Raw genomic sequence first — 22,635 nt, 5'->3', positions numbered from 1 at the left:
ACGCGCGTCAGCCTGGCGCGAGGCCGCGCATGATCCGCCGCCTCCACGACACCAACGACCTGGTACGCGCGTTCCCGCGCGTGCACTTCGTCGGCATCGGCGGCACCGGCATGAGCGGCATCGCCGAAGTGATGCTGACGCTGGGCTATGAAGTATCCGGCTCGGACAACGCCGACAACGCCGCGACCCGTCGCCTGGCCGGCCTGGGTGCGCGCGTGATGCGCGGCCACTCGGCCGCCAACGTGCTCGGCACCGATTGCGTGGTCGTCTCCAGCGCGATCCGCGATGACAATCCGGAACTGATGGAAGCGCGCAGCCAGCGCATTCCGATCATGCCGCGCGCGGCGATGCTCGCCGAGCTGATGCGCTTCCGCCGCGGTATCGCCGTGGCCGGTACGCACGGCAAGACCACCACCACCAGCCTGACCGCTGCCGTGCTGAGCGAAGGTGGGCTGGACCCGACCTTCGTGATCGGCGGCCAGCTGCTCGCCGCCGGTGCCAACGCCAAGCTCGGCGGTGGCCAGTGGCTGGTGGCTGAAGCCGACGAGAGCGATGGCAGCTTCCTGCGCCTGAACCCGCTGGTCTCGGTGATCACCAACATCGATTCGGACCACCTGGAAAACTACGGCAACGATTTCGCCCGCGTCCAGGCCGCGTTCGCCGAGTTCCTGCAGCGCCTGCCGTTCTACGGGCTGGCGGTGCTGTGCATCGACGATCCGGAAGTGGCCGCATTGGCTGCGCAGACGCCGCGCCATGTCATGAGCTATGGCATGAGCAGCAACGCCGACGTGCGCGCCGAGGACGTGGTCCAGGACGGCCCGCGCATGCATTTCACCCTGCGCCTGCCGGAAGGCAGCAGCCACCCGGTGACGCTGGCCCTGCCGGGCGCGCACAACGTGCTCAACGCGCTGGCCGCCGCCGCCGTGGGCTGGCAGCTGGGCGTGGCCCCGGACGCGATCGCGCGTGCGCTGGAGAGCTTTGCCGGCATCGGCCGCCGCTTCAATGACCTGGGCATCGTCACCACGCACACCGGCGCCAAGGTCCGCGTGATCGACGACTACGGCCACCACCCGCGTGAGCTGGCCGCCGTGTTCGCCGCTGCCCGCGGCGGCTGGCCGAGCCAGCGCCTGGTCGTGGCGTTCCAGCCGCACCGTTACAGCCGTACCCGCGATCAGTTCGATGCCTTTGCCGCCGTGCTGTCCGAAGTGGATGCGCTGGTGCTGAGCGAGGTGTACCCGGCCGGCGAAGCGCCGATCCCGGGGGCCGATTCGCGTTCGCTGGCGCGCGCCATCCGCGCGCGTGGCCGCAGCGAGCCGGTCGTGGTCGGCAACGCCGCCGAACTGGCGCACGTGCTGCCCGACGTCCTGCAGGACGGTGACCTGCTGCTGATGATGGGCGCAGGCGACATCGGCTACATCGCCCAGCAGATCGCCGGCGAAGGCTTCCAGGAGACCCCGGCCGCATGAACGCGCTGACCTTCCCCCCGCTGCGCCTCACCGATCCGGCCATGTTCGGCCGCGTCGCCGTGCTGCTCGGCGGTACCTCCAGCGAGCGCAATGTCTCGCTGGATTCGGGCCGCAACGTGATCGAAGCGCTGCGCGCGCGCGGCGTCGATGCGATCGCCGTCGATGGCATCCCGGCCCTGGCGCTGGCGCTGGTCGAGAAGCGTTTCGACCGCGTCTTCAACATCCTCCACGGCCACAACGGCGGTGGTGAGGACGGCATCGTGCAGGGCCTGATGGAGGCCTTCGGGGTGCCGTACACCGGCTCGGACGTGCTCGGCTCGGCGCTGAGCATGGACAAGATCCGCACAAAGCAGGTGTGGCTGTCGCACGGCCTGCCGACCCCGCGCTTCATCGCGCTGGACCAGGCTTCCGACGTGCACGCCGCTGCGGCCGAGCTCGGTCTGCCGGTGGTGGTCAAGCCGGCCAACGAAGGCTCCAGCGTCGGCATCAGCCGCGTGGTGGAAGAGGCCGGGCTCGACGAGGCGGTCGCGCTGGCGGTGCGGTACGACGGCCAGCTGCTGATGGAGCAGATGGTGGTCGGCGACGAGCTGACCGTGGCGATCCTGGGTGACCAGGCCCTGCCGTCGATCCGCATCGTGCCCAAGGGCCAGTGGTACGACTACAACGCCAAGTACATCGCCGAGGACACCCAGTACCTGTGCCCGGGCCTGGACGGCGACGACGAAATCGAGATCCGCCGCCTCGCGCTGGCCGCGTTCCGCGCCGCCGGTTGCCGTGGCTGGGGCCGGGTGGACGTGATGCGCGACCGCAGCACGGGTCGCTTCTACCTGCTGGAAGTGAACACCGCACCCGGCATGACCAGCCATTCGCTGGTGCCCAAGTCGGCCAGCCAGGCCGGGATCGGCTTTGAAGAGCTGGTCTGGCGCGTGCTGGAGCAGACCCTGCCGGGTCACGCAGCCCAGGAGCACAGCCACGCATGAACGCGGTGCTGCGCATCTTCGTCTGGTTGCTGGCCCTGTCGGTCGTGGCACTGCCTGTGGTGGCGGTGCTCAACGGCTGGGTCGGTGCCGAGCGGTGGCCGTTGGCCAAGCTGCGCGTGCACGGTGAATTCAAGCGGGTCCCGGCCGAGCAGCTGCAGCAGGTGGTACTGCCGTATGCGAAGTCCGGCTTCTTCGCGGTCAAGCTGCAGGATGCGCAGGACGCCATCGAGACGCTGCCGTGGGTGGAAAGCGCGCAGGTCCGCAAGCAGTGGCCGGACGTGCTGGAAATCACCTTGGTCGAGCACAAGCCGTTCGCGCGCTGGGGCAATGACCGTCTGCTTTCCGAGCAGGGCAAGCTGTTCGCCACGCCGAAGAAGCTGCAGGACCTGGAACTGCCCGACCTGGATGGTCCGGACAGCCAGACCGAAGAAGTCGTTGCGCTCTACAACGATGCGCGCGCGCTGTTCGCGCCGGCCGGGGTGGACGTCAAGCGGGTCACCATGGACGCACGCGGCAGCTGGTCGCTGGTGCTGAGCAACGGCACCGAAGTGGTCGTTGGCCGCGACGACGCCCGCTCGCGCCTGCAGCGCTTCGTGCGCGTGCTGCCGCAGCTGGCCAACCAGGCGGCGCCGATCGAGCGCGCCGACCTCCGATATACCAATGGTTTCACGCTGAGCTGGGGTACCCCGGCTCCGGCCGCACCGGCCACGCCGGCCAATGTGGCGCACAGGACGCAGGACAGGACATGAATCGCAAGGGTGACAAATCACTGATCGTTGGTCTGGATATCGGCACCTCCAAGGTGGTGGCGCTGGTCGGCGAGTACTCGCCGGGCAATCCGATCGAGGTCATCGGCATCGGCTCGCACGAATCGCGCGGTCTCAAGCGCGGCGTGGTGGTGGATATCGAATCGACCGTGCAGTCCATCCAGCGCGCGGTCGAAGAAGCCGAGCTGATGGCCGGCTGCGAGATCCGCTCGGTGTACGCCTCGATCTCCGGCAACCACGTGCAGTGCAAGAACTCGCCCGGCATCGTGCCGATCCGCGACGGCGAAGTGACCTGGGGCGACTTGGATCGCGTGCTGGATGCGGCCAAGGCGGTGGCGATCCCGGCCGACCAGAAAATCCTGCATGCGATCCCGCGCGAGTACGTGCTGGACGATTCGCAGGAAGGCATCCGCAACCCGGTCGGCATGACCGGCGTGCGCCTGGAAGTGCACGCCCACCTGGTGGTGTGCGCACAGTCGGCCGCGGCCAACATCTCCAAATGCGTGCAGCGCTGCGGCCTGCAGGTCGATGACCTGGTGCTGTCCTCGCTGGCCTCCAGCGTGGCCGTGCTGACCGCCGACGAGCGCGAGCTGGGCGTGGTGCTGGTCGACATGGGCGCCGGCACGACGGACCTGGCAGTGTTCGTGCAGGGCGCGATCTGCCACACCGCCTCGCTGCCGATCGCCGGTGACCACGTCACCAACGACATCGCGCACATGCTGCGCACGCCGACGCCGGAAGCCGAGCAGATCAAGGTGCGCTACGCGTGCGCCCTGGCGCAGCTGGCCACCGCCGAGGAGAGCATCCAGGTGCCCAGCGTCGGCGATCGTCCGCCGCGGCGGATGCCGCGCCACGCGCTCGCCCAGGCAGTGCAGGGCCGTTACGAAGAGATTTTCGAGATGGTGCAGGCTGAACTGCGCCGCTCCGGCTTCGAGGAACTGGTGCGCGCCGGCATGGTGCTCACCGGTGGCGCCTCGAAGATGGAAGGCGTGGTCGAGCTGGCCGAGGAAATGCTGCAGATGCCGGTACGCGTGGGCATTCCGCAGCACGTCACCGGGCTGGGCGAAGTAGTCGGCAACCCGGTGCATGCCACCGGCGTGGGCCTGCTGCTGATGGGCAGCCAGATCGAACACCCGCGCCGTCCGTCGTTGCCCACAGGGCGCGCCGGCAGCATGTTCAAAAAACTCAAAACCTGGTTCCGCGGCGAATTCTGAGCGCGGTTCGCAACACGCAGTACACATGCAATAAGCGATAAGCAGTTCCCGAAAAATCCACACCGTCCATGCAACACCGCAACACGACGTACACAGCAAGCGCGTTACCCGGCCACCTGGCCGACCATTGAAGCAGGCACCACCGTCGCGGTTGGCTCTATCCAGCCCGGCATACCAACTACAACTCGCCGGCACGATGGGTGGGGAGGACAGGAGAAGGATTCTCCGAAGCCCCCGTCCCGCGTAAACGGCAACACGAGGACACGGACATGGCGCATTTCGAACTGATTGAAAAGATGGCACCCAATGCGGTGATCAAGGTGATCGGCGTGGGCGGCGGCGGCGGTAACGCCGTGGCGCACATGGTCAGCACCAGTGTGGACGGCGTGGAATTCATCACCGCCAACACCGACTCGCAGGCCATCAAGAATTGCGGTGCCAAGCTGCAGCTGCAGCTGGGTACCAACGTCACCAAGGGCCTGGGCGCAGGCGCGAATCCGGAAGTCGGCCGCCAGGCCGCGCTGGAAGACCGTGAGCGCATCATGGACGCCCTGCAGGGTGCGGACATGGTGTTCATCACCGCCGGCATGGGCGGTGGCACCGGCACCGGTGCAGCCCCGGTCGTGGCACAGCTGGCCAAGGAGATGGGCATCCTGACCGTCGCCGTGGTCACCAAGCCGTTCCCGTTCGAAGGCCGTCGCCGCATGCAGGTCGCGCTGAAGGGCATCGAAGAACTGAGTCAGCACTGCGACTCGCTGATCACCATCCCGAACGAAAAGCTGATCACCGTGCTGGGCCGCAACGCCACCATGATCCAGGCCTTCCGTGCCGCCAACGACGTCCTCCAGGGCGCCGTGCAGGGCATCGCCGACCTGATCGTGCGTCCGGGCCTGATCAACGTCGACTTCGCCGACGTGCGCACCGTGATGTCCGAAATGGGTCTGGCGATGATGGGCACCGGCACCGCGCGTGGCGATGACCGCGCCCAGGCTGCCGCCGAAGCGGCCATCCAGAACCCGCTGCTGGACGATGTGAACCTGGCCGGTGCCAACGGCATCCTGGTCAACATCACCGCCGGCGCCGACTTCACGATGGCCGAGTTCGACGAGATCGGCCGCACCATCGATGGCTTCGCCTCCGAAGATGCCACCGTGGTCGTGGGTACCGTGCTGGATCCGGACATGCAGGACGAAGTCCGCGTGACCGTGGTCGCCACCGGCCTGAACCGTGCCGTCACCGCCAAGACCCAGCGTCCGGGCGAGCGTGCGCCGATCAAGCTGGTCCGCAATGCCACCACCGGCCAGCCGGAATTCGGCGAGTTCGACAATGGCGGCGATGCGGTCTCCAAGGCCGTGGGCGGGATGGGCATGGGCATGGGCCTGCGTCGTCCGAGCGCCGACACCGTGGCACCGACCGCCCCGAGCGCATCGGGTCCGGCGGCTGCTGAACTGCCGAACGACTACCTGGACATCCCGGCGTTCCTGCGCCGCCAGGCGGACTGAGCAACGCGTGCCGGGGCCTTGTCCTCCCCGGTAAGCACCTCCATGTCCCATGCTGCCGGGCCAGGATCGGCCCGGCAGTCTGACCGCCGTCGTGCATCGCGCACGTCCGGGCAGTGCTGTCGACGCACCACGGTTCACGGAAGGGACAGCGGTAGTGCGTGTTATTCTTGTTTGTCACAGTCGCGCTGACCGCGCGCTTTCTGGTCCTGCCCCCCGATGATTCCGCAACGCACCCTCAAGAACACGATCCGCGCCACCGGCGTCGGCCTTCACAGCGGTGACAAGGTCTACATGACCCTGCGCCCGGCCCCGGTCAACCACGGCATCGTCTTCCGTCGCGTCGATCTGGACCCGGTGGTGGAAGTGCCTGCGCGTGCGGACCTGGTCACCGAAGTCACCCTGTGCACCGGCTTGACCTATCACGAGGCGAAGATCCAGACCGTCGAACACCTGATGTCGGCTCTGGCCGGCCTGGGTGTGGACAACATCATCGTGGAACTGTCCTCGGCCGAGCTGCCGATCATGGACGGTTCCTCCGGCCCGTTCGTCTTCCTGCTGCAGTCGGCAGGCATCGCCGAGCAGGACGCGCCGAAACGTTTCATCCGCATTCTCAAGACGGTGGAAGTCACCGATGGCGACAAGGTCGCCCGCTTCGAACCGTACGAAGGCTACAAGCTCGGTTTCACCATCCAGTTCAATCACCCGATGATCCCGGCCAAGCAATCGCGGGCCGAGATCGAATTCTCGACCCAGGCCTACACCCGGGAAATCTCGCGTGCCCGGACCTTCGGCTTCATGCGGGATCTGGAGTACATGCGCGAGCGCAACCTCGGCCTGGGCGGCTCGATGGACAACGCCATCGTGCTGGACGAGTTCCGCGTGCTCAACGACGACGGCCTGCGCTACGCCGATGAGTTCGTGCGCCACAAGATCCTCGATGCGATCGGCGATCTGTATCTGGCCGGCGGCCAGGTGCTGGGCGCGTATGAGGGCTTCAAGTCGGGCCACGCGCTCAACAACAAGCTGGTGCGCGCGCTGCTGGCCGATGCCAGTGCCTGGGAGTGGGTCAGCTATGACTCGCCCGCGGTCGAGGCACCGGTCGTCTACGGTCTGCCGGCGTACGCCTGAGTCCTGTCATTGTGCAAGTAATTGATTTTAAACAAAATAGAACGGCGCCCATGGCGCCGTTTCTGTTCTCTGGGGTTTAGACGCGTTGAGAGCCATGTGATCTTGACGTCAATGAACCGTGGGGGTGCACAGCGCACAGATTTGTGAACCTCATCAAGGTTTCTGCCGGATTTAACGTTAATTTAATAAAACACTAACGACTGGCGGCGGTTCCGCCGCTACAGTGCAGACCGGCTCCCAGCCAAAGTTCACGTGATCGTGACGCGGCCGGGAAGGGGCGGGATGCCCCGATGGCTTCACGATTTGGACGAATCCACATCGCGGAGACAAGCCAACGCGTCGCGTAGCCCTTTGTGCGTGGCGGCTGAAACAGCGTGGGGGCCATTCCTGTTATCGATCGCTGGGGAGCGTGGGGGAGGGGCAGATGCTGTTTTGACGGTCACCTTGGTGACCTTCAGCCCGATGGACCGGGCCGCGTCGATCAACTGTGCTTCGGCAAGCCGGACCTTGGCGTGCCACACGGGAGATTCGACGAGAAAAACGAGGTGCTCGCCGTTTACATTCGCCAGCCGGCAACGGGTGGCCAGTGCAGGCGGCAAATGGGGGCGCAATTGACGGTCCAGCGCGTCGAGCCACAAGGCACGACGCAGCGGGTTACCGGCTTTGTCCGCCATGACCGCATCCAGCGCCGGCTTCGGCGTGGATGGGGAACGGGCACTGGATTTCGGCTCAGACATGAAAACTCACTGATGGCATTCAAAAAGATCGTAATCAAAACGCGTGAAGGACAGGCCAAGACGCCGCTGGCGCGTTTGCGTTTCTACTTCGAAGATTCCCCCCGTGCCCTGCTGGGCAGTGTGCTGGGGGTGGGCTGCCTGATCGGCTTCGGTGCCGGTATCGGTGGCAGCATGTTCAACGATTCCCGGCTCCACGCCAAGGTCGCACAGCAGGAACGCGAACTGGCGCAGGCCCAGAAGGACGCTCAGACCCAGGTCAACGCGCTGGCAGCGCGGATGGGCGAGCTGCAGGCACAGGCGACCCGTCTCAATGCCCTGGGCGAACGGCTCACCCAGATGGGCAAGCTGGAAGACGGCGAATTCGACTTCAACGAGACCCCCGGCCTCGGTGAAGGCGAGCCCGGCCCGACCCAGGACATCCCGGTCAGCGCGGTCAACGCCGACTTACAGGTGCTGGAGCAGCGCTTTGCTGCTTCAGGCCGCCAGCTGTCGGTGATGGAATCGCTGATGTTCGACCACCAGCTCGAACAGAACGCCGTGCCCTCGCGCATGCCGATCCGCAACACCTACATCACCTCCAACTTCGGCACCCGCAGCGATCCGTTCGGTCGCGGTGCGGCCACCCACAAGGGCATGGATTTCCACGCCAAGGTCGGTGATCCGGTGATGTCGGTGGCCGATGGCGTGGTCAGCTTCGCCGGTGTGAAGGGCGGCTACGGCAATGTGGTCGACGTGGACCATGGCAACGGCTATGTGACCCGCTACGCGCACAATTCGCGCCTGGTGGTGAAGCCGGGCGATCTGGTCCGGGCCGGTCAGGAAGTGGCCAAGGCCGGTTCCACGGGCCGTTCCACCGGTGCCCACGTGCACTTCGAGGTCTGGGAACGCGGCCAGGTGGTCAATCCGCGCAAGTTCCTCGGTGATGGCGGCAACACCCCGGTCGGCCGCGTTTCGCGGGGCTGATCACGGTAACGAACTTGAACGGGGGTGCTTGAAACGCCGGACCCCCGTCCCAAGCTACAATGGGTGTTGCCATAGACAGGGCGCGGTGCGCCCTGTTTCGTTTGCGGCGTGCGCATCCCCCGGGGAAAGCGCCGCCGTTGGGGCGTCTCATTCCAACCGGTTCCTTCAATGATCAACAGCCTGCTTACCCGCGTCTTCGGCAGTCGTAATGAACGACAGCTGCGCCAGCTCAACCGCATCGTCGCCAAGGTCAATGCGTTGGAGCCGGAAATCGAAAAGCTCTCCGACGAGCAGCTCAAGGCCAAGACCCCGGAGTTCAAGCAGCGCATCGCTGACGGTGAAGCCCTGGACAAGGTGCTGCCGGAAGCCTTTGCGGTCTGCCGTGAAGCCAGCCGTCGCGTGCTCGGCATGCGCCATTACGATGTGCAGCTGATCGGCGGCATGGTCCTGCACCTGGGCAAGATCGCCGAAATGCGCACCGGTGAAGGCAAGACCCTGGTCGCCACGCTGCCGGTCTACCTCAATGCGCTGGAAGGCAAGGGCGTCCACGTGGTCACCGTGAACGACTACCTGGCCCGCCGTGACTCGGCGCAGATGGGCAAGCTCTACAACTGGCTGGGCCTGAGCGTGGGCGTGGTCTACCCGGGCATGCCGCATGGCGACAAGCGCGAGGCCTATGCCAGCGACATCACCTACGGCACCAACAACGAATTCGGCTTCGATTACCTGCGCGACAACATGGCGCTGTCGCGCGCGGACCGCCACCAGCGCGGCCTGCACTACGCGATCGTCGACGAAGTCGACTCGATCCTGATCGATGAGGCCCGTACGCCGCTGATCATTTCCGGCCCGGCCGATGATTCCCCGGAGCTGTACATCCGCGTCAATCGCGTCGTCCCGCACCTGATCAAGCAGGAAGCCGAGGAAGGCGAGGGCGATTTCTGGGTCGACGAGAAGGGCAAGCAGGTCCATCTGTCCGAAGCGGGCATGGAGCATGCCGAGGCGCTGCTGGTCGAAGCCGGCATCCTCAACGCCGAGACCGAAGGCCTGTACGCCGCGCAGAACCTGACCGTGGTGCATCACCTCAACGCCGCCCTGCGCGCGCATGCCATCTACCAGCGCGACGTGGATTACATCGTGCGCGATGGCGAAGTGGTGATCGTCGATGAATTCACCGGCCGCACCCTGGCCGGCCGCCGCTGGTCCGATGGCCTGCACCAGGCGGTGGAAGCGAAGGAAGGCGTGCCGGTCCAGCGCGAGAACCAGACGCTGGCCAGCATCACCTTCCAGAACCTGTTCCGCATGTACAAGAAGCTGTCCGGCATGACCGGTACGGCCGATACGGAAGCCTACGAATTCCAGAGCATCTACAACCTGGAAGTGGTGGTGATCCCGACCAACCGCCCGACCATCCGCAAGGACGGTTCGGACCAGGTGTTCCTCAACCGCAACGGCAAGTTCAACGCGGTGCTGGCCGATATCCAGGCCTGCAACGAGCGCGGCCAGCCGGTGCTGGTGGGTACCACCTCGATCGAAACCTCGGAGATGCTGTCCGAGCACCTGACCAAGGCCGGTGTGCACCACGAAGTGCTCAACGCCAAGCAGCATGACCGCGAAGCGACCATCATCGCCAACGCCGGCATGCCGGGCGCGGTGACCATCGCCACCAACATGGCCGGCCGTGGTACCGATATCGTGCTCGGTGGTTCGCTGGAAGCGCAGCTGCATGAGCTGGGCGAAGACGCCACCGACGAGCAGCGCGCCCAGGTCAAGGCCGAGTGGCAGAAGCGCCACGACGCGGTCAAGGCGGCCGGTGGCCTGCACATCGTCGGTACCGAGCGCCACGAATCGCGCCGTATCGACAACCAGCTGCGTGGCCGTTCGGGCCGCCAGGGCGATCCGGGTTCGTCCCGTTTCTACCTGTCGCTGGAAGACAACCTGATGCGCATCTTCGCCTCGGACTGGGTCCAGAAGGCGATGCGCATGATGGGCATGAAGGAAGACGACGTCATCGAGGATCGTCTGGTCAGCCGCCAGATCGAGAAGGCCCAGCGCAAGGTCGAAGCGCACAACTTCGACATCCGCAAGAACCTGCTGGACTTCGACGACGTCAACAACGATCAGCGCAAGGTGATCTACAGCCAGCGCGATGAGCTGCTGGACGCCGAGTCGGTGAAGGACAACGTGGATGGCATCCGTGGCGATGTGATCTTCGACGTGGTGGCGCGCTTCGTGCCGCCGAACTCGATCGACGAGCAGTGGGACCTGCAGGGCCTGGAAGCCACGCTGGCCTCGGACTTCGGCATCGACATGTCGCTGACCGAGCTGGTCAAGTCGCACGAGGAGCTGGACGCCGAGGGCATCGCCGAGAAGGTGCAGGCCAAGGTGGACGAGCACTTCGCCGCGAAGGAAGCCGGCGTGGGCGACGAGACCATGCGCGCGCTCGAGAAGCACGTGATGCTGACCGTGCTGGACCAGAGCTGGAAGGAGCATCTGGCGCGCATGGATTACCTGCGCCAGGGCATCTACCTGCGTGGTTATGCGCAGAAGCAGCCGAAGCAGGAATACAAGAAGGAAGCCTTCGAGCTGTTCTCGGAGATGCTGGAGAACGTGAAGCGCGAAGTGGTGACCTTGCTGGCGCGCGTGCGTATCCGCAGCGAAGAGGAAGTGGCGGCGCTGGAGCAGGCCGAACGTCAGCAGGCCGAAGCGCGTCTGCTGCAGTCGCAGTTCCAGCATCAGGACGCGGGCGGTTACGGTGCGGACGAAGAGGCTGCGCAGGTGGAAGCGGCGCAGAACGGCGTGGCGCAGGTCAGCCGCGATGAGCCCAAGGTCGGCCGCAACGATCCGTGCCCGTGCGGCAGCGGCAAGAAGTACAAGCACTGCCATGGTCAGCTCAGCTGATCGGTTGATTGGCTGATCGGCTGATTGGAAGTGCTGAAGAAGCCCCGCCTTGTGCGGGGCTTTTTTGTGGTTCTTCGCCAACGGCGTGGCGCCTCGAATGTTCATGGCGTGAGGCGACCGGGCAGCCCCGTCCAGGACGCGCCGTAAATACATCCTTGTAGGCTCGACACCCGCATCCATGCGGGTGACGGTCCTTCCCGGAGCAGCCCGGTCGCCTCGTGACAGTGGGTTGCGATAGCGGTGGGCAGATCAAGGGCCGCTTTGCGAACCCACCACATGCGAGCTCCGTAGCGACCGATAGGCCCCTGGGCAAAATCAAGGAGGAGGCCGTCGCCTCCAGGCGGCGGACGGGGGACATTTGCCGAGGGGCCTATCGGTCGCTGCGGGGCCCTCACGCTCGCGGTAGACCTGAGCGAAGACACCACCAGGAAATCCGCACTCCACCTCGACGATACCCGCAGGGGCATTGCGTCACCCGGCCCGGTTTGGGCATCCTCCGGGTATGTCATCTCCCCTTCGTTCGATCCATGTCGTGGCCGGCGTCATCACCGACGCCCGTGGCCGCATTCTGCTCAACCGTCGTACCGAGAACCGCGATATGGCCGGCCTGTGGGAATTCCCGGGCGGCAAGCGGGAAGCCGGCGAGACCTCCGAGGAAGCGCTGGTGCGGGAGCTGCGCGAGGAGCTGGGGATCGAGGCGGAGGTGGGTGAGTGGATCATGGACGTCCCGCAGATCTACCCGGACAAGCGGCTTCGCCTGGAAGTACGCCGGATCCAGAGCTGGAAGGGGTCGCCGCGGGGCCGTGAGGGACAGGCCATCACCTGGGTAGCGCCGGACAAGCTGCACCGGTATTCGATGCCGCCGGCGGATCTGCCGGTGGTGGCCGCGCTGCGGCAGCCGGACCGGTATCTGATCACGCCGGAGCCGGAGGGCGAGGAGGACAGCGTCCACCAGGCGTGGCTGGGCCGGTTGGCCCAGGCGCTGGAAAGCGGGGTACGCCGGGTGCAGCTGCGCACGCCGTCCAGCCCGGCGCGGGTGGCGCTGGCCGAGCGGGTGATCCAGCAGCATGGGCCACGCACCCAGTGGCTGGTGAATCGGGATATCGAGCTGGCCGCTCGGTTGGGGGTCGGCGTGCATCTGGGCAGTGAGCAGCTGCTGGGGCTGGATGCGCGGCCGCTGGCCGCCGGTCAGCTGGTGGCGGCGTCCTGCCACGATCTGGCGCAACTGCAGGCGGCGCAGCGGCTGGGCTGCGATTTCGCCGTGCTGGGGCCGGTGCAGGCGACGGCCAGCCATCCCGGAGCGGCATCGCTCGGCTGGGAGGCGTTCGAGGCGCTGCGCGAGCAGGTGTCGTTGCCGCTGTATGCACTCGGCGGCATGGCGCCCGCTGATATCGAGCAGGCGCGCCGCCACGGTGCGCAGGGCATCGCGGCGATCCGTTCGCTGTGGCCGGCTACAGTGTGATCCAGAAGCAGCCGTACTGACGGCGCAGGCCGAACACGGTCCGGGCCGGAGTGGCGGTGTTGCCGAGGGTTTGTTCGATGCGCAGGCCGATCGGGCGGGGACGCAAGGGGGCCTCTGCGGCGCCCGCGGCGGCAAGCGCCGGGTCCTCCATCACAGGCGCGCGGTCCGGGTAGACCGGCGCGATGTCGATCAGCGGGCGCTGCACCACCGACTCCAGGCGGCCGATGATGTGGTTTGCCGTCGCGTTGGAGACGTTGCTCCAGAGGTAGATCGAGGACAGCCGGTTGACGTCCTGTGCGCTGACCGCGTCGCGGATCTGCCCGGTCAGTTCACTGAGCCGGCGCGCGCAGCCGGCGCGGTAGATGCCGGTGTTGCCGACGCTCGCGGTGCGCGGGGGCAATCGCGCGGTGGCACCCAGTGCATCGCAGCGGCGGTCGGTGAAGACGGTGTCGCCCTGGGCAGTCGTGCAGCGGTTCACGCGCTGCGGCGCCTGCGCCAGCGCGGGCGGCGAGGGCAGGCACAGCGTACACAGCAGGAGCCACACGAGCGGTTTCATCTCAGCAGCGTAGCGGCGTGGGCGTTATCTGCAAGCGATGCGTGGCGGCCTCAGCCGCGCAGCAGTTTCAGCACCTGGGTGGTCGGCTTGGCCAGGTTGAGGGTGTAGAAGTGCAGGCCCGGCGCACCGCCCGCGACCAGGCGTTCGCACAGGCTGGCCACCACCTCGGCACCGAACGCGCGGACCGAGTCGGCATCGTCACCGTAGGCCTGCATGCGCTTGCCGATCCAGCGCGGAATCTCGGCACCGCACTGCTCGGAGAAGCGCCGCAGCTGGCTGAAATTGGAGATCGGCATGATGCCCGGCACGATCGGTACGGTGACGCCCAGCTTGCGTACCGCATCCACGAAGTGGAAGTAGGCGTCGGCGTTGAAGAAGTACTGGGTGATCGCCGCATCGGCGCCCGCGTCGATCTTGGTCTTGAAGTGCTTCAGGTCCAGCAGCGCGTCGTTGGCCTGCGGATGGGTCTCCGGATACGCGCCCACCTCGATGCGGAACGCATCGCCATGCTCGGCGCGGATGAAGCTGATCAGTTCGGAGGCGTAGCGCAGGTCACCGGGGTGGCCCATGCCGGAGGGCAGGTCACCGCGCAGGGCGACGATGCGGCGGCAGCCGATCGCGCGGTACAGCTTGAGCAGTTCGCGGATCTCCTCGCGGCTGCCACCGACGCAGGACAGGTGCGGGGCCGCATCGAAGCCATGGTGCTGCTTGAGGTGACGGACGGTCTCGGAGGTGTAGCTGAGCGTGGAGCCGCCGGCACCGAACGTACACGACACGTACTCCGGCGCGAACACCTTCAGCTTGGCCGCGGTCCGGTCCAGCTGGGCACGCTGCTCGTCGGTCTTGGGTGGATAGAACTCGAAGCTGATGGCGGTCATGGGCGGGGCGCGTCGGCGGGTGCGGTCCAATCATATCTCTTCATCGCGATGAATGTGAAGTGCGCCGCATGCGCCGTGCACATCCCCGGGCTTACAGTGATGGCTACCTCAAGGAGCAACCGCCATGCAGATTCTCGTCACCGGTGGCACCGGCTTCATCGGGCGCCGCCTGTGCACGCGCCTGCTGGCCGAGGGCCACGACCCCATCGTCCTGACCCGCCGGCCCGGCCGGAACCCGCAGTCGGGGGTACGCAGCGTTGCGGCGCTGGACGAGGTCGGCCCGGTCCAGGCCGTGGTCAACCTGGCCGGCGAGCCCTTGATGGACGGCCGCTGGACCGATGAACGCAAGCAGGCGCTGCGCGATTCCCGGATGGGCACCACGCAGGCGCTGCTGGCTTGGATGGCCGCGTTGCCCGAGCGCCCCCGGGTGCTGGTGTCCGGCTCGGCGATCGGCTGGTACGGCCCGCGCGACAGCGCGCCGCTGGATGAGACCGCCTCGCCCGGGCACGACTTCGCCGCGATGCTGTGCCGGCACTGGGAGGCCGAGGCGCTCAAGGCCGAGGCGCTCGGCGTGCGCACCTGCGTGCTGCGGACCGGCATCGTGCTCGAACGCGAGGGCGGCGCACTGCAGAAGATGCTGCCGCCGTTCCGGATGGGGCTCGGTGGCCCGATGGGCGATGGCCGGCAGTGGATGAGCTGGATCCATTGCGAGGACCTGGTCGGGATGATCCTGTGGCTGCTCACCACCGGCCAGGCGCGCGGCGCGTACAACGGCACTGCGCCCGGCACGGTCACTAACCGCACCTTCGCCACCACGCTGGGCGAGGTGCTGCATCGTCCCGCACGGCTGACCACCCCGGCGTTCGCGTTGAAGCTGGGCTTCGGGGAAATGAGCGGGCTGCTGCTGACCGGGCAGAACGTGCAGCCGGCGCACGCATTGGCCGAGGGGTTTGTCTTCCAGTATCCATCGCTGCCTGACGCGTTGCAGGCGATCGTGGGTGCGCCGGATCGCTGAGGCGGGGATGTTCATCCGCCGCTGCCGACCGCTCATCGTCTGTCTGCGGCCGCTGCTCATGTAATCGCCCCGGCGGCGACGCCCCGCGTCAGTCTTCATGCTCACCCAGCAGGAGCCTGCCATGTCGACCGTCCATCCCCGCCGCATCTACTCCATCGCCCCGTTGGCCGCGCTCGCGCTGGCCGCCTGGGCCACCTTGGTCAGCCCCGCCCACGCAACCACCGAGCGCTTCCAGGATCTGCAGATCGAGGTGATCGGCAGCGGCCGGCCGGTGCTGATGATCCCGGGCCTCAACAGCGGTGCGCAGGTCTGGCGCGACACCTGCGCTGCGCTGCAACCGGAGGTGCAATGCCATCTCGTACAGCTACCGGGGTTTGCCGGCGCATCGGCCGTTGCCAGCGATGATTTCCTCAGCGCGATGCGCGATCGCCTGTTGGCCTACAGCGCGGACCGCAAGCTCGATCATCCGGCCGTGATCGGCCACAGCCTCGGCGGTGTACTGGCGCTGCAGATGGCGATCGCGGCGCCGCAGAAGATCGGGCCCTTGGTGATCGTCGATGCCTTGCCCTATTTCGGTGCCGTGCAGAATCCGGCCGCGACACCGGCCACGCTCAAGCCGATGGCCGAGCAGATGCGGGCCGGCATGCTCGCCTCCGATGCCACGCAGTACGCGGCGCAGACCGATGCTGCCGTCGCCAACATGGCGCACGCCCCCGAGCATGTGGCGACCTTGCAGCAGTGGGGACGCGACAGTGACCGCGCCACCACCGCCAACGCGATGTATTCCATGACGATGACCGACCTACGCCAACCGATCGCCGGCATCACCTCGCCGGTGCTGGTGCTGGGCGGGTGGGCGGCCTATCAGCCCTTCGGTGCCACCGAAGCCAGCACGCGCCAGGTATTCGCCACGCAGTACGCCGCGCTGCCCGGCGTGCGGATCGAGATGAGCCGCGCCGGCTACCACTTCCTGATGTGGGATGATCCGCGCTGGCTGCAGACGCAGATCCGGGGCTTCCTCGATCTGCCTGCAACGCCCTGACCGGTAGCGGCGTGGAGACGATGAGCGAGAAGCGGGCAGCACGCGATAGCGGTTTCTGGTGGCGCAACAGCGCGGTGTGGTTGGTCTACCTTGGCGTGAGCCTGCTGCTCGGGTTCACCTACGGAGGGCACTGGTCCGGCATCGTCCTGATCTCTGTGATGGTGACGCTTTCCCTGTGGGTGGGCAGCGCATTCATCCGCGGCTACGCGCTGCGGCATGACTGGTTGCAGCGCGATCTGCTTGGATTGACGTGGCGGCTGCTGCTCGCGGTGATGATCGTAGCGGCGGGTGCCCAAGTGCTCACCGCCGCCGCACTGCTGCCCGCGTTGGCCTGGGACTGGGTGCAGCTGCCGGGACAGCGTGCGAACTATCGCCCGGCCGCTGTCTTCGGCTACTGGTTCAATACCGCCATCGTGCTGAGCGTGTGGTGCGCACTGTGGACCGGCCGCCGCGCGCTGCAGCGTGCCCGGCACAGCGAAATGGCACACCTGCGCGCCGAAGCGCAGCGCGCGACCTTGGAGCACCAGGCACTGCGTGCACGGCTCAATCCCCACTTCGTGTTCAACGCGCTCAACAACCTGCGTGCCCTGATCAACGAAGATCCGGCACGGGCACGCGACATGGTCACCCATCTGTCCAGCACGCTTCGCCACGCGTTGGTGCACACCGATGGCGGATGGGTCACCCTGGCCGAGGAGTGGCGCGTGGTGCAGGACTACCTGGCGGTGGAAGCGATCCACTACGAGGACCGTCTGCGGGTGCATACGGACATCGATCCGGTTGCGCTGTCCGCGCAGCTGCCGCCGATGGCGTTGCAGCTGCTGGTGGAGAATGCGATCAAGCATGGCATCGCGGTTTACCCCGGCGGCGGCGAGCTGCAGGTGCGCGCGCAGTGCGAGGGCGGCGTGCTGCGGCTGGAGGTGAGCAACCCGGCCGCGCTTCAGACCACCAGCGAAGGCCATGGCATCGGGCTGGCCTATCTGGGCGCACAGCTGGGCATCGACGCGGCGCCCGCTTCATCCAGCCGGGGCACGTTCCTGCTGGAGCGACAGGGCGAGCGCATGCTGGCCCGTCTGGAGGTACAGCAATGAGCGCTTCACTGCGCGTGTTGATCGTGGACGATGCGCGGCTGGCGCGCAGTGAGCTGCGCACCCTGCTGGCGGCGATTCCGTGGGTGGAGTGCGTCGGCGAAGCCGACGACGTGCCCGCTGCACGCGAGGCGATCCTGCGCGAGCAGCCCGATCTGGTGTTGCTCGATGTGCAGATGCCCTCGGGCGAGGGCTTCGATGTGCTCGAGGGACTGGAGACGGTGCCGATGGTGGTGTTCGTCACCGCCTACGATCAATACGCGGTGCGCGCCTTTGAAACCAATGCACTTGACTACCTGGTCAAGCCGGTGGACGCGTACCGGCTGCAGGCCGCGCTGGACCGCGGGCGGGAACGGCTGTCTGCCCCTGCCGCAGTCGCGGCGCCTGCAATGGCGAGCGGCCCACGCGATCCGCTGGGTGCCGACGATCAAGTGTTCCTGCGCGATGGCGAGCGCTGCTGGTTCGTGGCGCTCGGGGAGATCCGCAAGGTGGTGGTCGACGGCAACTACGCGCGGCTGTGGTTCCGCGACCAGAACGCAGTGCTGGCGCGCAGCCTGAGCACGCTGGAAGCCCGGCTGTCGCCGGCGCTGTTCTTCCGGGCCAATCGCAACACCCTGGTCAACCTGCGCCGCGTGCGTGCGATCGAGCCCTCGCTGAGTGACGGTTATGACTTGACCCTCGATGACGGCAGCCAGGTGGAGGTCTCGCGGCGGCAGGCGCGGGAGCTGCGTGAGCGGTTGGCGCTGTAGGGCACGCGCCGCACACGTTACCCTGTGCGTGATCTCCGCCGCCTGATTGTGCCCATGTCCATCGTCCTCACCGCGTTCGCCCGGCCCCGCCTGTTCCCCCGCGTGCCGCGCGGCAACACCATCCAGGACTGCAGCGCCGAGCAGTTCGAACAGCACCTCAACACGCATGCGCCGTTCAAGGTGCTCGATGGCTACGCGCCGTTCTGCAAGTTGCATGTGTACGAGAACTGGACCTCCACGCGCTGCCTGACCGTGCCGATCACCGAGGCCAACCGCCATCAGCTGCGCAGCGGCTACGAGGCGCGCAACCGCGATGAATTGCCGGTGCTGGTGCGCTGGTTCGAAGGCGTGGAATCACCGCGCGCGAACTACCTGGTGGTGATCCTGTACAGCGCTGAGCAGTTGGCCAAGGAAGGCTCACCCATCAAGGCGGACTGGGGCATCGTGGGCTGCATCTACACCGCCGAACCGGAGGAAGTGCCGATGGCGCCGATCACCATGATGCGCAACGCGCTGGGCGTGGAAGAGGGGGGCTCGGGTGTGCCGCTGGATCGCGAAGCGTATCAGCGTGCGGTGGTGTTCTGGGACAGCAACGCCAACTGGCGTCCCTGAGCGTGCAGCGGCGATGAAATCACGCATGCGTTGGGGTTGCCTCAAAGGTTGGAATCCCCAGTTTCCACTCCCACCAAGGGTAGTGATACTCGCGGTCGGTGGCCAGCCAGTGCGTTGCGCAGTCCACGCAGGTGACGGCATGCGCCTCGCCCCAGCCGTCCTCGGCTTCCCCCACGGCATCGATGACCACATGCCCGCGCGTGGCTTCCCGACGCGGATCGAAGAACGGGTAGTGCGGGTAAAGCGCACACAGGCAGCCGGTCCGGTCCCGCCAGAAGCGCAGCCGGCGCAGGGCGAACTGCAGGTGATGGTTGTTGGCGAACAGGGCGCCACCCAGCGCGATGTGCGCGGTGGCGCGCTCGATCCGTTCGACCCACGGCGAAAGCGCGTCCAGTTCGGCCGGATCACGGAGCTGGGCGATGGCGCAGGCTGCGCTGTAGATGCGGTCAGGCTCGGATGACAGCAGCGCCTGCAGGTGCTGCGCGCCAGGTCCCTCGGTGGGGGCGACTGAGTCCCGGTTGAAAGGCCAGCGCATCACCGGGCCTTGCCGATGGCGGCATAGCATCCGCCGGTGAGCCGCAGCAGATCGGCCGGTGCCAGCACCACCTCCAGCCCACGCCTACCCGCACTGACATGCACGGTCGGCAAGGCCTGCGCGCTGGCATCAAGAAAGGTGCGGTGCTTTTTCTTCTGCCCCAGTGGGCTGATCCCACCGACCAGGTAACCGGTCGCGCGCTGCGCCGCTTCGGCGTTGGCCATCCCGCACTTCCGGCAGCCGGCCGCGGCGGCGAGTGCCTTGAGGTCCAGGGTGCCGCTCACCGGCACGATCGCCACCAGCAGCTCATGTGTCTCGGTGGTTGCCAGCAAGGTCTTGAACACCTGGGCCGGATCCAGTCCGAGCTGCTGCACGGCCTCGCCACCGTAGGATTCGGCGGCGGCGTCATGGTGATAGGACAGCACGGTGTGGGCGATGCCTGATTGCTTCAGCAGGTTGATGGCGGGCGTCATGGCGGCATCGTAGCGTGGTGCGTACCGGCTGACTTGACCGAGGCTACTGCGGTCGCTGCGATAATGGCGGCGTTCCCGTCTGGAAAGATCCCATGCGCCTCTCTGGCCAATTCAACGCGCTCACCTTCGACAGTGATGTGGCGCGCGGACCGTATCCCCCTCAGGGGTTTGTATCGATCGCGGAAGGCGCGCTCGGCAACGGCGATTGTTTCGGGCTGTACTGGCCGTTGGGGCGTGAGGGAGATGCGCCCTTCGTCTGCGAGATGTTCCATGACGAATGGCGTATGGAACTGCGCCATTCCTCGGTGCAGGTGTTTTCGCAGTGGCTGGAGCTGAACGAAGGCGAGTATGGCGAGCTTGAGGTCGAAGATCCCGGTTCGCCAACCGGGCAGTTGGAGCAGGCGCGCGCGCAGGTGCTGGCGGGGCAGGTCGAGCAGGCGATTGAACTGCTGCGCGCAGCATGCACCGCCTTCCCGGAGCTTCAGCAGGGCTGGGCGCTGCTGGCAAGCCAGTACATGCGGCAGGGGCAGCGCGATGCGGCGATCGATGCAGCACGTTCGGCCGTGATTGCCAACTGGGCGTTTGGCATTCCCGAGGCCGGCGTGCTGCGCATTCTGCGCGCTGCCCCGGCCAGCACTGACCCGGTGATCGCGTTGGTACAGCGGATGGGCTTCGCCTTTGGCGGCGCCAAGACCAATCCGGATTACGCGCTGATGCAGGCCTGCATCGATGACTGCTGGGCGGCCGGTGACGCGCTGACTGCGCTGCGACTGTCGCAGAACCGCTGCTACGTGCTTGCTGGCGAAACGGTGTCTTTCCAGGAACGGGAAGGGTTCGCGCTGTCGCGCTGGCAAGCGGACTTCGCCGCGCAGTGCCAGGCCGTCCTGAACGACGACCGCAGGTGTTTCGGCCAGGACTGAAGGATTTTCCGCCACGAAAACGGGCGCCTTTCGGCGCCCGTCTGTTTTCAACGCAACTGGACCGGCAGGCCGATCAGTAGCGGTAATGCTCCGGCTTGAACGGACCATCCACCGGCACGCCGATGTAATCGGCCTGTTCCTGGCTCAGGGTGGTCAGCTTCACGCCGATCTTTTCCAGGTGCAGACGCGCCACTTCCTCGTCCAGCTTCTTCGGCAGCAGGTACACCTTCTTCTCGTAGCTGTCCTTGTTCGCCCACAGGTCGATCTGTGCGAGCGTCTGGTTGGCGAACGAGTTGGACATCACGAAGCTCGGGTGGCCGGTGGCGCAGCCCAGGTTCACCAGGCGGCCTTCGGCCAGCAGGAAGATCGCGTTGCCGTTCGGGAAGACGTACTTGTCCACCTGCGGCTTGATGTTGATGTGCTGCACGCCCGGGAAGCCGACCAGCGCATCGACCTGGATCTCGTTGTCGAAGTGGCCGATGTTGCAGACGATGGCCTGGTCCTTCATCGCGCTCAGGTGCTCGATGCGGATGATGTCCTTGTTGCCGGTGGTGGTGACGTACAGGTCGGCACGGCCCAGGGTGGATTCGATGGTGTTGACCTCGAAGCCTTCCATCGCGGCCTGCAGGGCGCAGATCGGATCGATCTCGGTGACCACAACGCGCGCGCCGTAAGCGCGCAGCGACGCGGCGCAGCCCTTGCCCACGTCACCGTAGCCGCAGACCACGGCGACCTTGCCGGCCAGCATCACGTCCATCGCGCGCTTGAGGCCATCGGCCAGCGACTCGCGGCAGCCGTACAGGTTGTCGAACTTGCTCTTGGTGACCGAGTCGTTGACGTTGATCGCCGGGATCAGCAGGGTGCCGGCCTGGGCCAGCTGGTACAGGCGGTGCACACCGGTGGTGGTCTCTTCGGAGACACCCTTCCAGTCCTTGACCACGCGGCCCCAGTAACCCGGGCGCTCCTTGGCGACGCGCTTGAGCAGGTTCTTGATGACCTGCTCTTCGTGCGAGGCGGCCTTTTCATCGACCCAGGTGCTGCCGTTTTCAAGCTCATAGCCCTTGTGGATCAGCAGCGTCACGTCGCCGCCATCGTCCACCACCAGCTCCGGGCCGGTCAGGGTGCCGTCGGGCAGGGTGAAGGTCAGTGCGTCCAGGGTGCAGTCCCAGTATTCCTCCAGCGACTCACCCTTCCAGGCGAACACCGGGGTGCCGGACTTGGCAATCGCCGCAGCGGCGTGGTCCTGGGTGGAGAAGATGTTGCACGAGGCCCAGCGCACATCGGCGCCGATGTCCTTCAGGGTCTCGATCAGCACCGCGGTCTGGATGGTCATGTGCAGCGAGCCGGTCACGCGCACGCCCTTCAACGGCAGGGTGGCGGCATGCTTGCGGCGGATCGACATCAGGCCCGGCATTTCATGCTCGGCGATGTCCAGCTCCTTGCGGCCCCAATCGGCCAGGGAGATGTCGGCAATCTTGTAATCGCCTTCGGTGGAGAAGGTCTTGGCAACAGCGTTCATTCAAAGCTCCGGTGTAATGACGAGTCGATACTCGTGTTCGCCGGGCGCCGTTGGAACCAATCCTGGCCACCGAGCCTGGCCGCCCCCGGACAAGATCCGGAACGGTCGCAGCGCCCCTCGGTGGAGGG

The 22,635-nt window shown here is 66.5% G+C and carries 21 protein-coding genes and 1 riboswitch; of the genes, 15 read left to right on the top strand and 6 right to left on the bottom strand.

The window, feature by feature from the left end; translation table 11 throughout:
* The first annotated feature begins 29 nt into the window (after positions 1–29).
* The 6 genes from murC to lpxC all read left to right on the top strand — a co-directional run bounded on the left by murC (position 30) and on the right by lpxC (position 7,057).
* Positions 30–1,466, top strand: a complete 1,437-nt coding sequence (gene murC / locus ABE464_RS11845) for a UDP-N-acetylmuramate--L-alanine ligase (protein WP_313210226.1) — start codon at positions 30–32, stop codon at positions 1,464–1,466.
* A complete protein-coding gene (locus ABE464_RS11840) occupies positions 1,463–2,446 on the top strand; it encodes a D-alanine--D-alanine ligase (RefSeq protein ID WP_346472109.1) in 984 nt (327 codons plus the stop codon). The genes murC and ABE464_RS11840 overlap by 4 nt, the downstream gene beginning before the upstream one ends.
* Entirely contained in the window at positions 2,443–3,195 is a 753-nt protein-coding gene (locus ABE464_RS11835) for a cell division protein FtsQ/DivIB (RefSeq protein ID WP_088433962.1), read from the top strand. Before ABE464_RS11840 ends, ABE464_RS11835 begins: the two co-directional genes overlap by 4 nt.
* The gene (ftsA, locus tag ABE464_RS11830) at positions 3,192–4,427 is read left to right on the top strand and encodes a cell division protein FtsA (RefSeq protein ID WP_017355446.1); all 1,236 of its coding nucleotides are present in this window, start codon (positions 3,192–3,194) and stop codon (positions 4,425–4,427) included. The genes ABE464_RS11835 and ftsA overlap by 4 nt, the downstream gene beginning before the upstream one ends.
* Positions 4,428–4,696: 269 nt before the next feature.
* Positions 4,697–5,929, top strand: coding sequence for a cell division protein FtsZ (ftsZ, locus tag ABE464_RS11825; protein ID WP_176990394.1), 1,233 nt, complete (start codon positions 4,697–4,699; stop codon positions 5,927–5,929).
* Positions 5,930–6,145: 216 nt separating this feature from the next.
* Positions 6,146–7,057 (top strand): UDP-3-O-acyl-N-acetylglucosamine deacetylase, encoded by a 912-nt coding sequence (lpxC, locus tag ABE464_RS11820; protein WP_123728351.1) that lies wholly within the window; start codon positions 6,146–6,148, stop codon positions 7,055–7,057.
* A 296-nt stretch (positions 7,058–7,353) separates the two neighbouring features.
* Here lpxC and ABE464_RS11815 read toward each other — a convergent pair whose 3' ends face one another.
* On the bottom strand, positions 7,354–7,794 hold the full coding sequence (locus tag ABE464_RS11815; RefSeq protein ID WP_026069663.1) for a DUF721 domain-containing protein: 441 nt from the start codon (positions 7,792–7,794) through the stop codon (positions 7,354–7,356).
* 12 nt (positions 7,795–7,806) lie between these two features.
* Here ABE464_RS11815 and ABE464_RS11810 point away from each other — a divergent pair, with 12 nt between their 5' ends.
* The 3 genes from ABE464_RS11810 (at position 7,807) to ABE464_RS11800 (ending at position 13,120) form a co-directional block, all read left to right on the top strand.
* The gene (locus tag ABE464_RS11810; RefSeq protein WP_019182479.1) at positions 7,807–8,757 is read left to right on the top strand and encodes a M23 family metallopeptidase; all 951 of its coding nucleotides are present in this window, start codon (positions 7,807–7,809) and stop codon (positions 8,755–8,757) included.
* A gap of 168 nt (positions 8,758–8,925) precedes the next feature.
* Positions 8,926–11,658, top strand: a complete 2,733-nt coding sequence (gene secA / locus ABE464_RS11805; RefSeq protein ID WP_346472108.1) for a preprotein translocase subunit SecA — start codon at positions 8,926–8,928, stop codon at positions 11,656–11,658.
* A 502-nt stretch (positions 11,659–12,160) separates the two neighbouring features.
* Positions 12,161–13,120 carry a Nudix family hydrolase gene (locus tag ABE464_RS11800; RefSeq protein WP_346472107.1) on the top strand — a complete coding sequence of 320 codons (960 nt, stop codon included), beginning with the start codon at positions 12,161–12,163 and terminating at the stop codon, positions 13,118–13,120.
* Here ABE464_RS11800 and ABE464_RS11795 read toward each other — a convergent pair.
* On the bottom strand, positions 13,110–13,676 hold the full coding sequence (locus tag ABE464_RS11795; protein WP_346472106.1) for a hypothetical protein: 567 nt from the start codon (positions 13,674–13,676) through the stop codon (positions 13,110–13,112). The genes ABE464_RS11800 and ABE464_RS11795 overlap by 11 nt on opposite strands.
* Positions 13,677–13,726: 50 nt before the next feature.
* Positions 13,727–14,554, bottom strand: a complete 828-nt coding sequence (gene metF, locus ABE464_RS11790; protein ID WP_346472105.1) for a methylenetetrahydrofolate reductase [NAD(P)H] — start codon at positions 14,552–14,554, stop codon at positions 13,727–13,729.
* Positions 14,555–14,678: 124 nt separating this feature from the next.
* On the opposite strand from metF, the gene ABE464_RS11785 reads away from it, so the two are divergent.
* From ABE464_RS11785 to ABE464_RS11765, 5 genes are all read left to right on the top strand, one after another.
* Positions 14,679–15,569 carry a TIGR01777 family oxidoreductase gene (locus tag ABE464_RS11785; RefSeq protein ID WP_346472104.1) on the top strand — a complete coding sequence of 297 codons (891 nt, stop codon included), beginning with the start codon at positions 14,679–14,681 and terminating at the stop codon, positions 15,567–15,569.
* A 121-nt stretch (positions 15,570–15,690) separates the two neighbouring features.
* A complete protein-coding gene (locus ABE464_RS11780) occupies positions 15,691–16,611 on the top strand; it encodes an alpha/beta hydrolase (protein WP_346472103.1) in 921 nt (306 codons plus the stop codon).
* 20 nt (positions 16,612–16,631) lie between these two features.
* Positions 16,632–17,702, top strand: coding sequence for a histidine kinase (locus ABE464_RS11775; protein ID WP_346472102.1), 1,071 nt, complete (start codon positions 16,632–16,634; stop codon positions 17,700–17,702).
* Positions 17,699–18,448, top strand: a complete 750-nt coding sequence (locus ABE464_RS11770; protein ID WP_346472101.1) for a response regulator — start codon at positions 17,699–17,701, stop codon at positions 18,446–18,448. The genes ABE464_RS11775 and ABE464_RS11770 overlap by 4 nt, the downstream gene beginning before the upstream one ends.
* Before the next feature lie 54 nt (positions 18,449–18,502).
* On the top strand, positions 18,503–19,060 hold the full coding sequence (locus ABE464_RS11765; RefSeq protein ID WP_346472100.1) for a DUF3228 family protein: 558 nt from the start codon (positions 18,503–18,505) through the stop codon (positions 19,058–19,060).
* A 19-nt stretch (positions 19,061–19,079) separates the two neighbouring features.
* On the opposite strand, the gene ABE464_RS11760 is transcribed toward ABE464_RS11765, so the two are convergent.
* Both ABE464_RS11760 and ybaK read right to left on the bottom strand, forming a co-directional pair.
* Positions 19,080–19,595: a hypothetical protein gene (locus ABE464_RS11760; RefSeq protein WP_346472099.1), complete on the bottom strand. Its 516-nt coding sequence runs from the start codon at positions 19,593–19,595 to the stop codon at positions 19,080–19,082.
* Positions 19,595–20,068: a Cys-tRNA(Pro) deacylase gene (gene ybaK / locus ABE464_RS11755; RefSeq protein WP_346472098.1), complete on the bottom strand. Its 474-nt coding sequence runs from the start codon at positions 20,066–20,068 to the stop codon at positions 19,595–19,597. The genes ABE464_RS11760 and ybaK overlap by 1 nt, the downstream gene beginning before the upstream one ends.
* Before the next feature lie 92 nt (positions 20,069–20,160).
* Here ybaK and ABE464_RS11750 point away from each other — a divergent pair, with 92 nt between their 5' ends.
* Positions 20,161–20,988, top strand: coding sequence for a hypothetical protein (locus tag ABE464_RS11750; RefSeq protein ID WP_070471736.1), 828 nt, complete (start codon positions 20,161–20,163; stop codon positions 20,986–20,988).
* Positions 20,989–21,061: 73 nt separating this feature from the next.
* Here the strand turns inward: ABE464_RS11750 and ahcY are convergent, their stop codons facing one another.
* The gene (gene ahcY, locus ABE464_RS11745; protein WP_346472097.1) at positions 21,062–22,507 is read right to left on the bottom strand and encodes an adenosylhomocysteinase; all 1,446 of its coding nucleotides are present in this window, start codon (positions 22,505–22,507) and stop codon (positions 21,062–21,064) included.
* Positions 22,508–22,542: 35 nt separating this feature from the next.
* Positions 22,543–22,632: riboswitch (S-adenosyl-L-homocysteine riboswitch) on the bottom strand.
* Between the last annotated feature and the right edge of the window lie 3 nt (positions 22,633–22,635).

Origin of the sequence: Stenotrophomonas sp. TWI587, assembly GCF_039674145.1 — a bacterium.
Classification (GTDB): domain Bacteria; phylum Pseudomonadota; class Gammaproteobacteria; order Xanthomonadales; family Xanthomonadaceae; genus Stenotrophomonas; species Stenotrophomonas maltophilia_AY.
This window is presented reverse-complemented; position numbering and strand designations above follow the sequence as displayed.

What these genes read in the sequence shown, in the direction of transcription:
- ABE464_RS11765 (WP_346472100.1), top strand. Translation starts at nt 18,503, where the DNA reads ATGTCCATCGTCCTCACCGCGTTCGCCCGGCCCCGCCTGTTCCCCCGC.
- lpxC (WP_123728351.1), top strand. Translation starts at nt 6,146, where the DNA reads ATGATTCCGCAACGCACCCTCAAGAACACGATCCGCGCCACCGGCGTC.
- ABE464_RS11760 (WP_346472099.1), bottom strand. Translation starts at nt 19,595, where the DNA reads ATGCGCTGGCCTTTCAACCGGGACTCAGTCGCCCCCACCGAGGGACCT.
- metF (WP_346472105.1), bottom strand. Translation starts at nt 14,554, where the DNA reads ATGACCGCCATCAGCTTCGAGTTCTATCCACCCAAGACCGACGAGCAG.
- ABE464_RS11750 (WP_070471736.1), top strand. Translation starts at nt 20,161, where the DNA reads ATGCGCCTCTCTGGCCAATTCAACGCGCTCACCTTCGACAGTGATGTG.
- ABE464_RS11810 (WP_019182479.1), top strand. Translation starts at nt 7,807, where the DNA reads ATGGCATTCAAAAAGATCGTAATCAAAACGCGTGAAGGACAGGCCAAG.
- ftsZ (WP_176990394.1), top strand. Translation starts at nt 4,697, where the DNA reads ATGGCGCATTTCGAACTGATTGAAAAGATGGCACCCAATGCGGTGATC.
- ybaK (WP_346472098.1), bottom strand. Translation starts at nt 20,068, where the DNA reads ATGACGCCCGCCATCAACCTGCTGAAGCAATCAGGCATCGCCCACACC.
- ahcY (WP_346472097.1), bottom strand. Translation starts at nt 22,507, where the DNA reads ATGAACGCTGTTGCCAAGACCTTCTCCACCGAAGGCGATTACAAGATT.
- ABE464_RS11800 (WP_346472107.1), top strand. Translation starts at nt 12,161, where the DNA reads ATGTCATCTCCCCTTCGTTCGATCCATGTCGTGGCCGGCGTCATCACC.
- ABE464_RS11840 (WP_346472109.1), top strand. Translation starts at nt 1,463, where the DNA reads ATGAACGCGCTGACCTTCCCCCCGCTGCGCCTCACCGATCCGGCCATG.
- ftsA (WP_017355446.1), top strand. Translation starts at nt 3,192, where the DNA reads ATGAATCGCAAGGGTGACAAATCACTGATCGTTGGTCTGGATATCGGC.
- secA (WP_346472108.1), top strand. Translation starts at nt 8,926, where the DNA reads ATGATCAACAGCCTGCTTACCCGCGTCTTCGGCAGTCGTAATGAACGA.
- ABE464_RS11780 (WP_346472103.1), top strand. Translation starts at nt 15,691, where the DNA reads ATGTCGACCGTCCATCCCCGCCGCATCTACTCCATCGCCCCGTTGGCC.
- ABE464_RS11835 (WP_088433962.1), top strand. Translation starts at nt 2,443, where the DNA reads ATGAACGCGGTGCTGCGCATCTTCGTCTGGTTGCTGGCCCTGTCGGTC.
- ABE464_RS11815 (WP_026069663.1), bottom strand. Translation starts at nt 7,794, where the DNA reads ATGTCTGAGCCGAAATCCAGTGCCCGTTCCCCATCCACGCCGAAGCCG.
- ABE464_RS11795 (WP_346472106.1), bottom strand. Translation starts at nt 13,676, where the DNA reads ATGAAACCGCTCGTGTGGCTCCTGCTGTGTACGCTGTGCCTGCCCTCG.
- ABE464_RS11775 (WP_346472102.1), top strand. Translation starts at nt 16,632, where the DNA reads ATGAGCGAGAAGCGGGCAGCACGCGATAGCGGTTTCTGGTGGCGCAAC.
- ABE464_RS11770 (WP_346472101.1), top strand. Translation starts at nt 17,699, where the DNA reads ATGAGCGCTTCACTGCGCGTGTTGATCGTGGACGATGCGCGGCTGGCG.
- murC (WP_313210226.1), top strand. Translation starts at nt 30, where the DNA reads ATGATCCGCCGCCTCCACGACACCAACGACCTGGTACGCGCGTTCCCG.
- ABE464_RS11785 (WP_346472104.1), top strand. Translation starts at nt 14,679, where the DNA reads ATGCAGATTCTCGTCACCGGTGGCACCGGCTTCATCGGGCGCCGCCTG.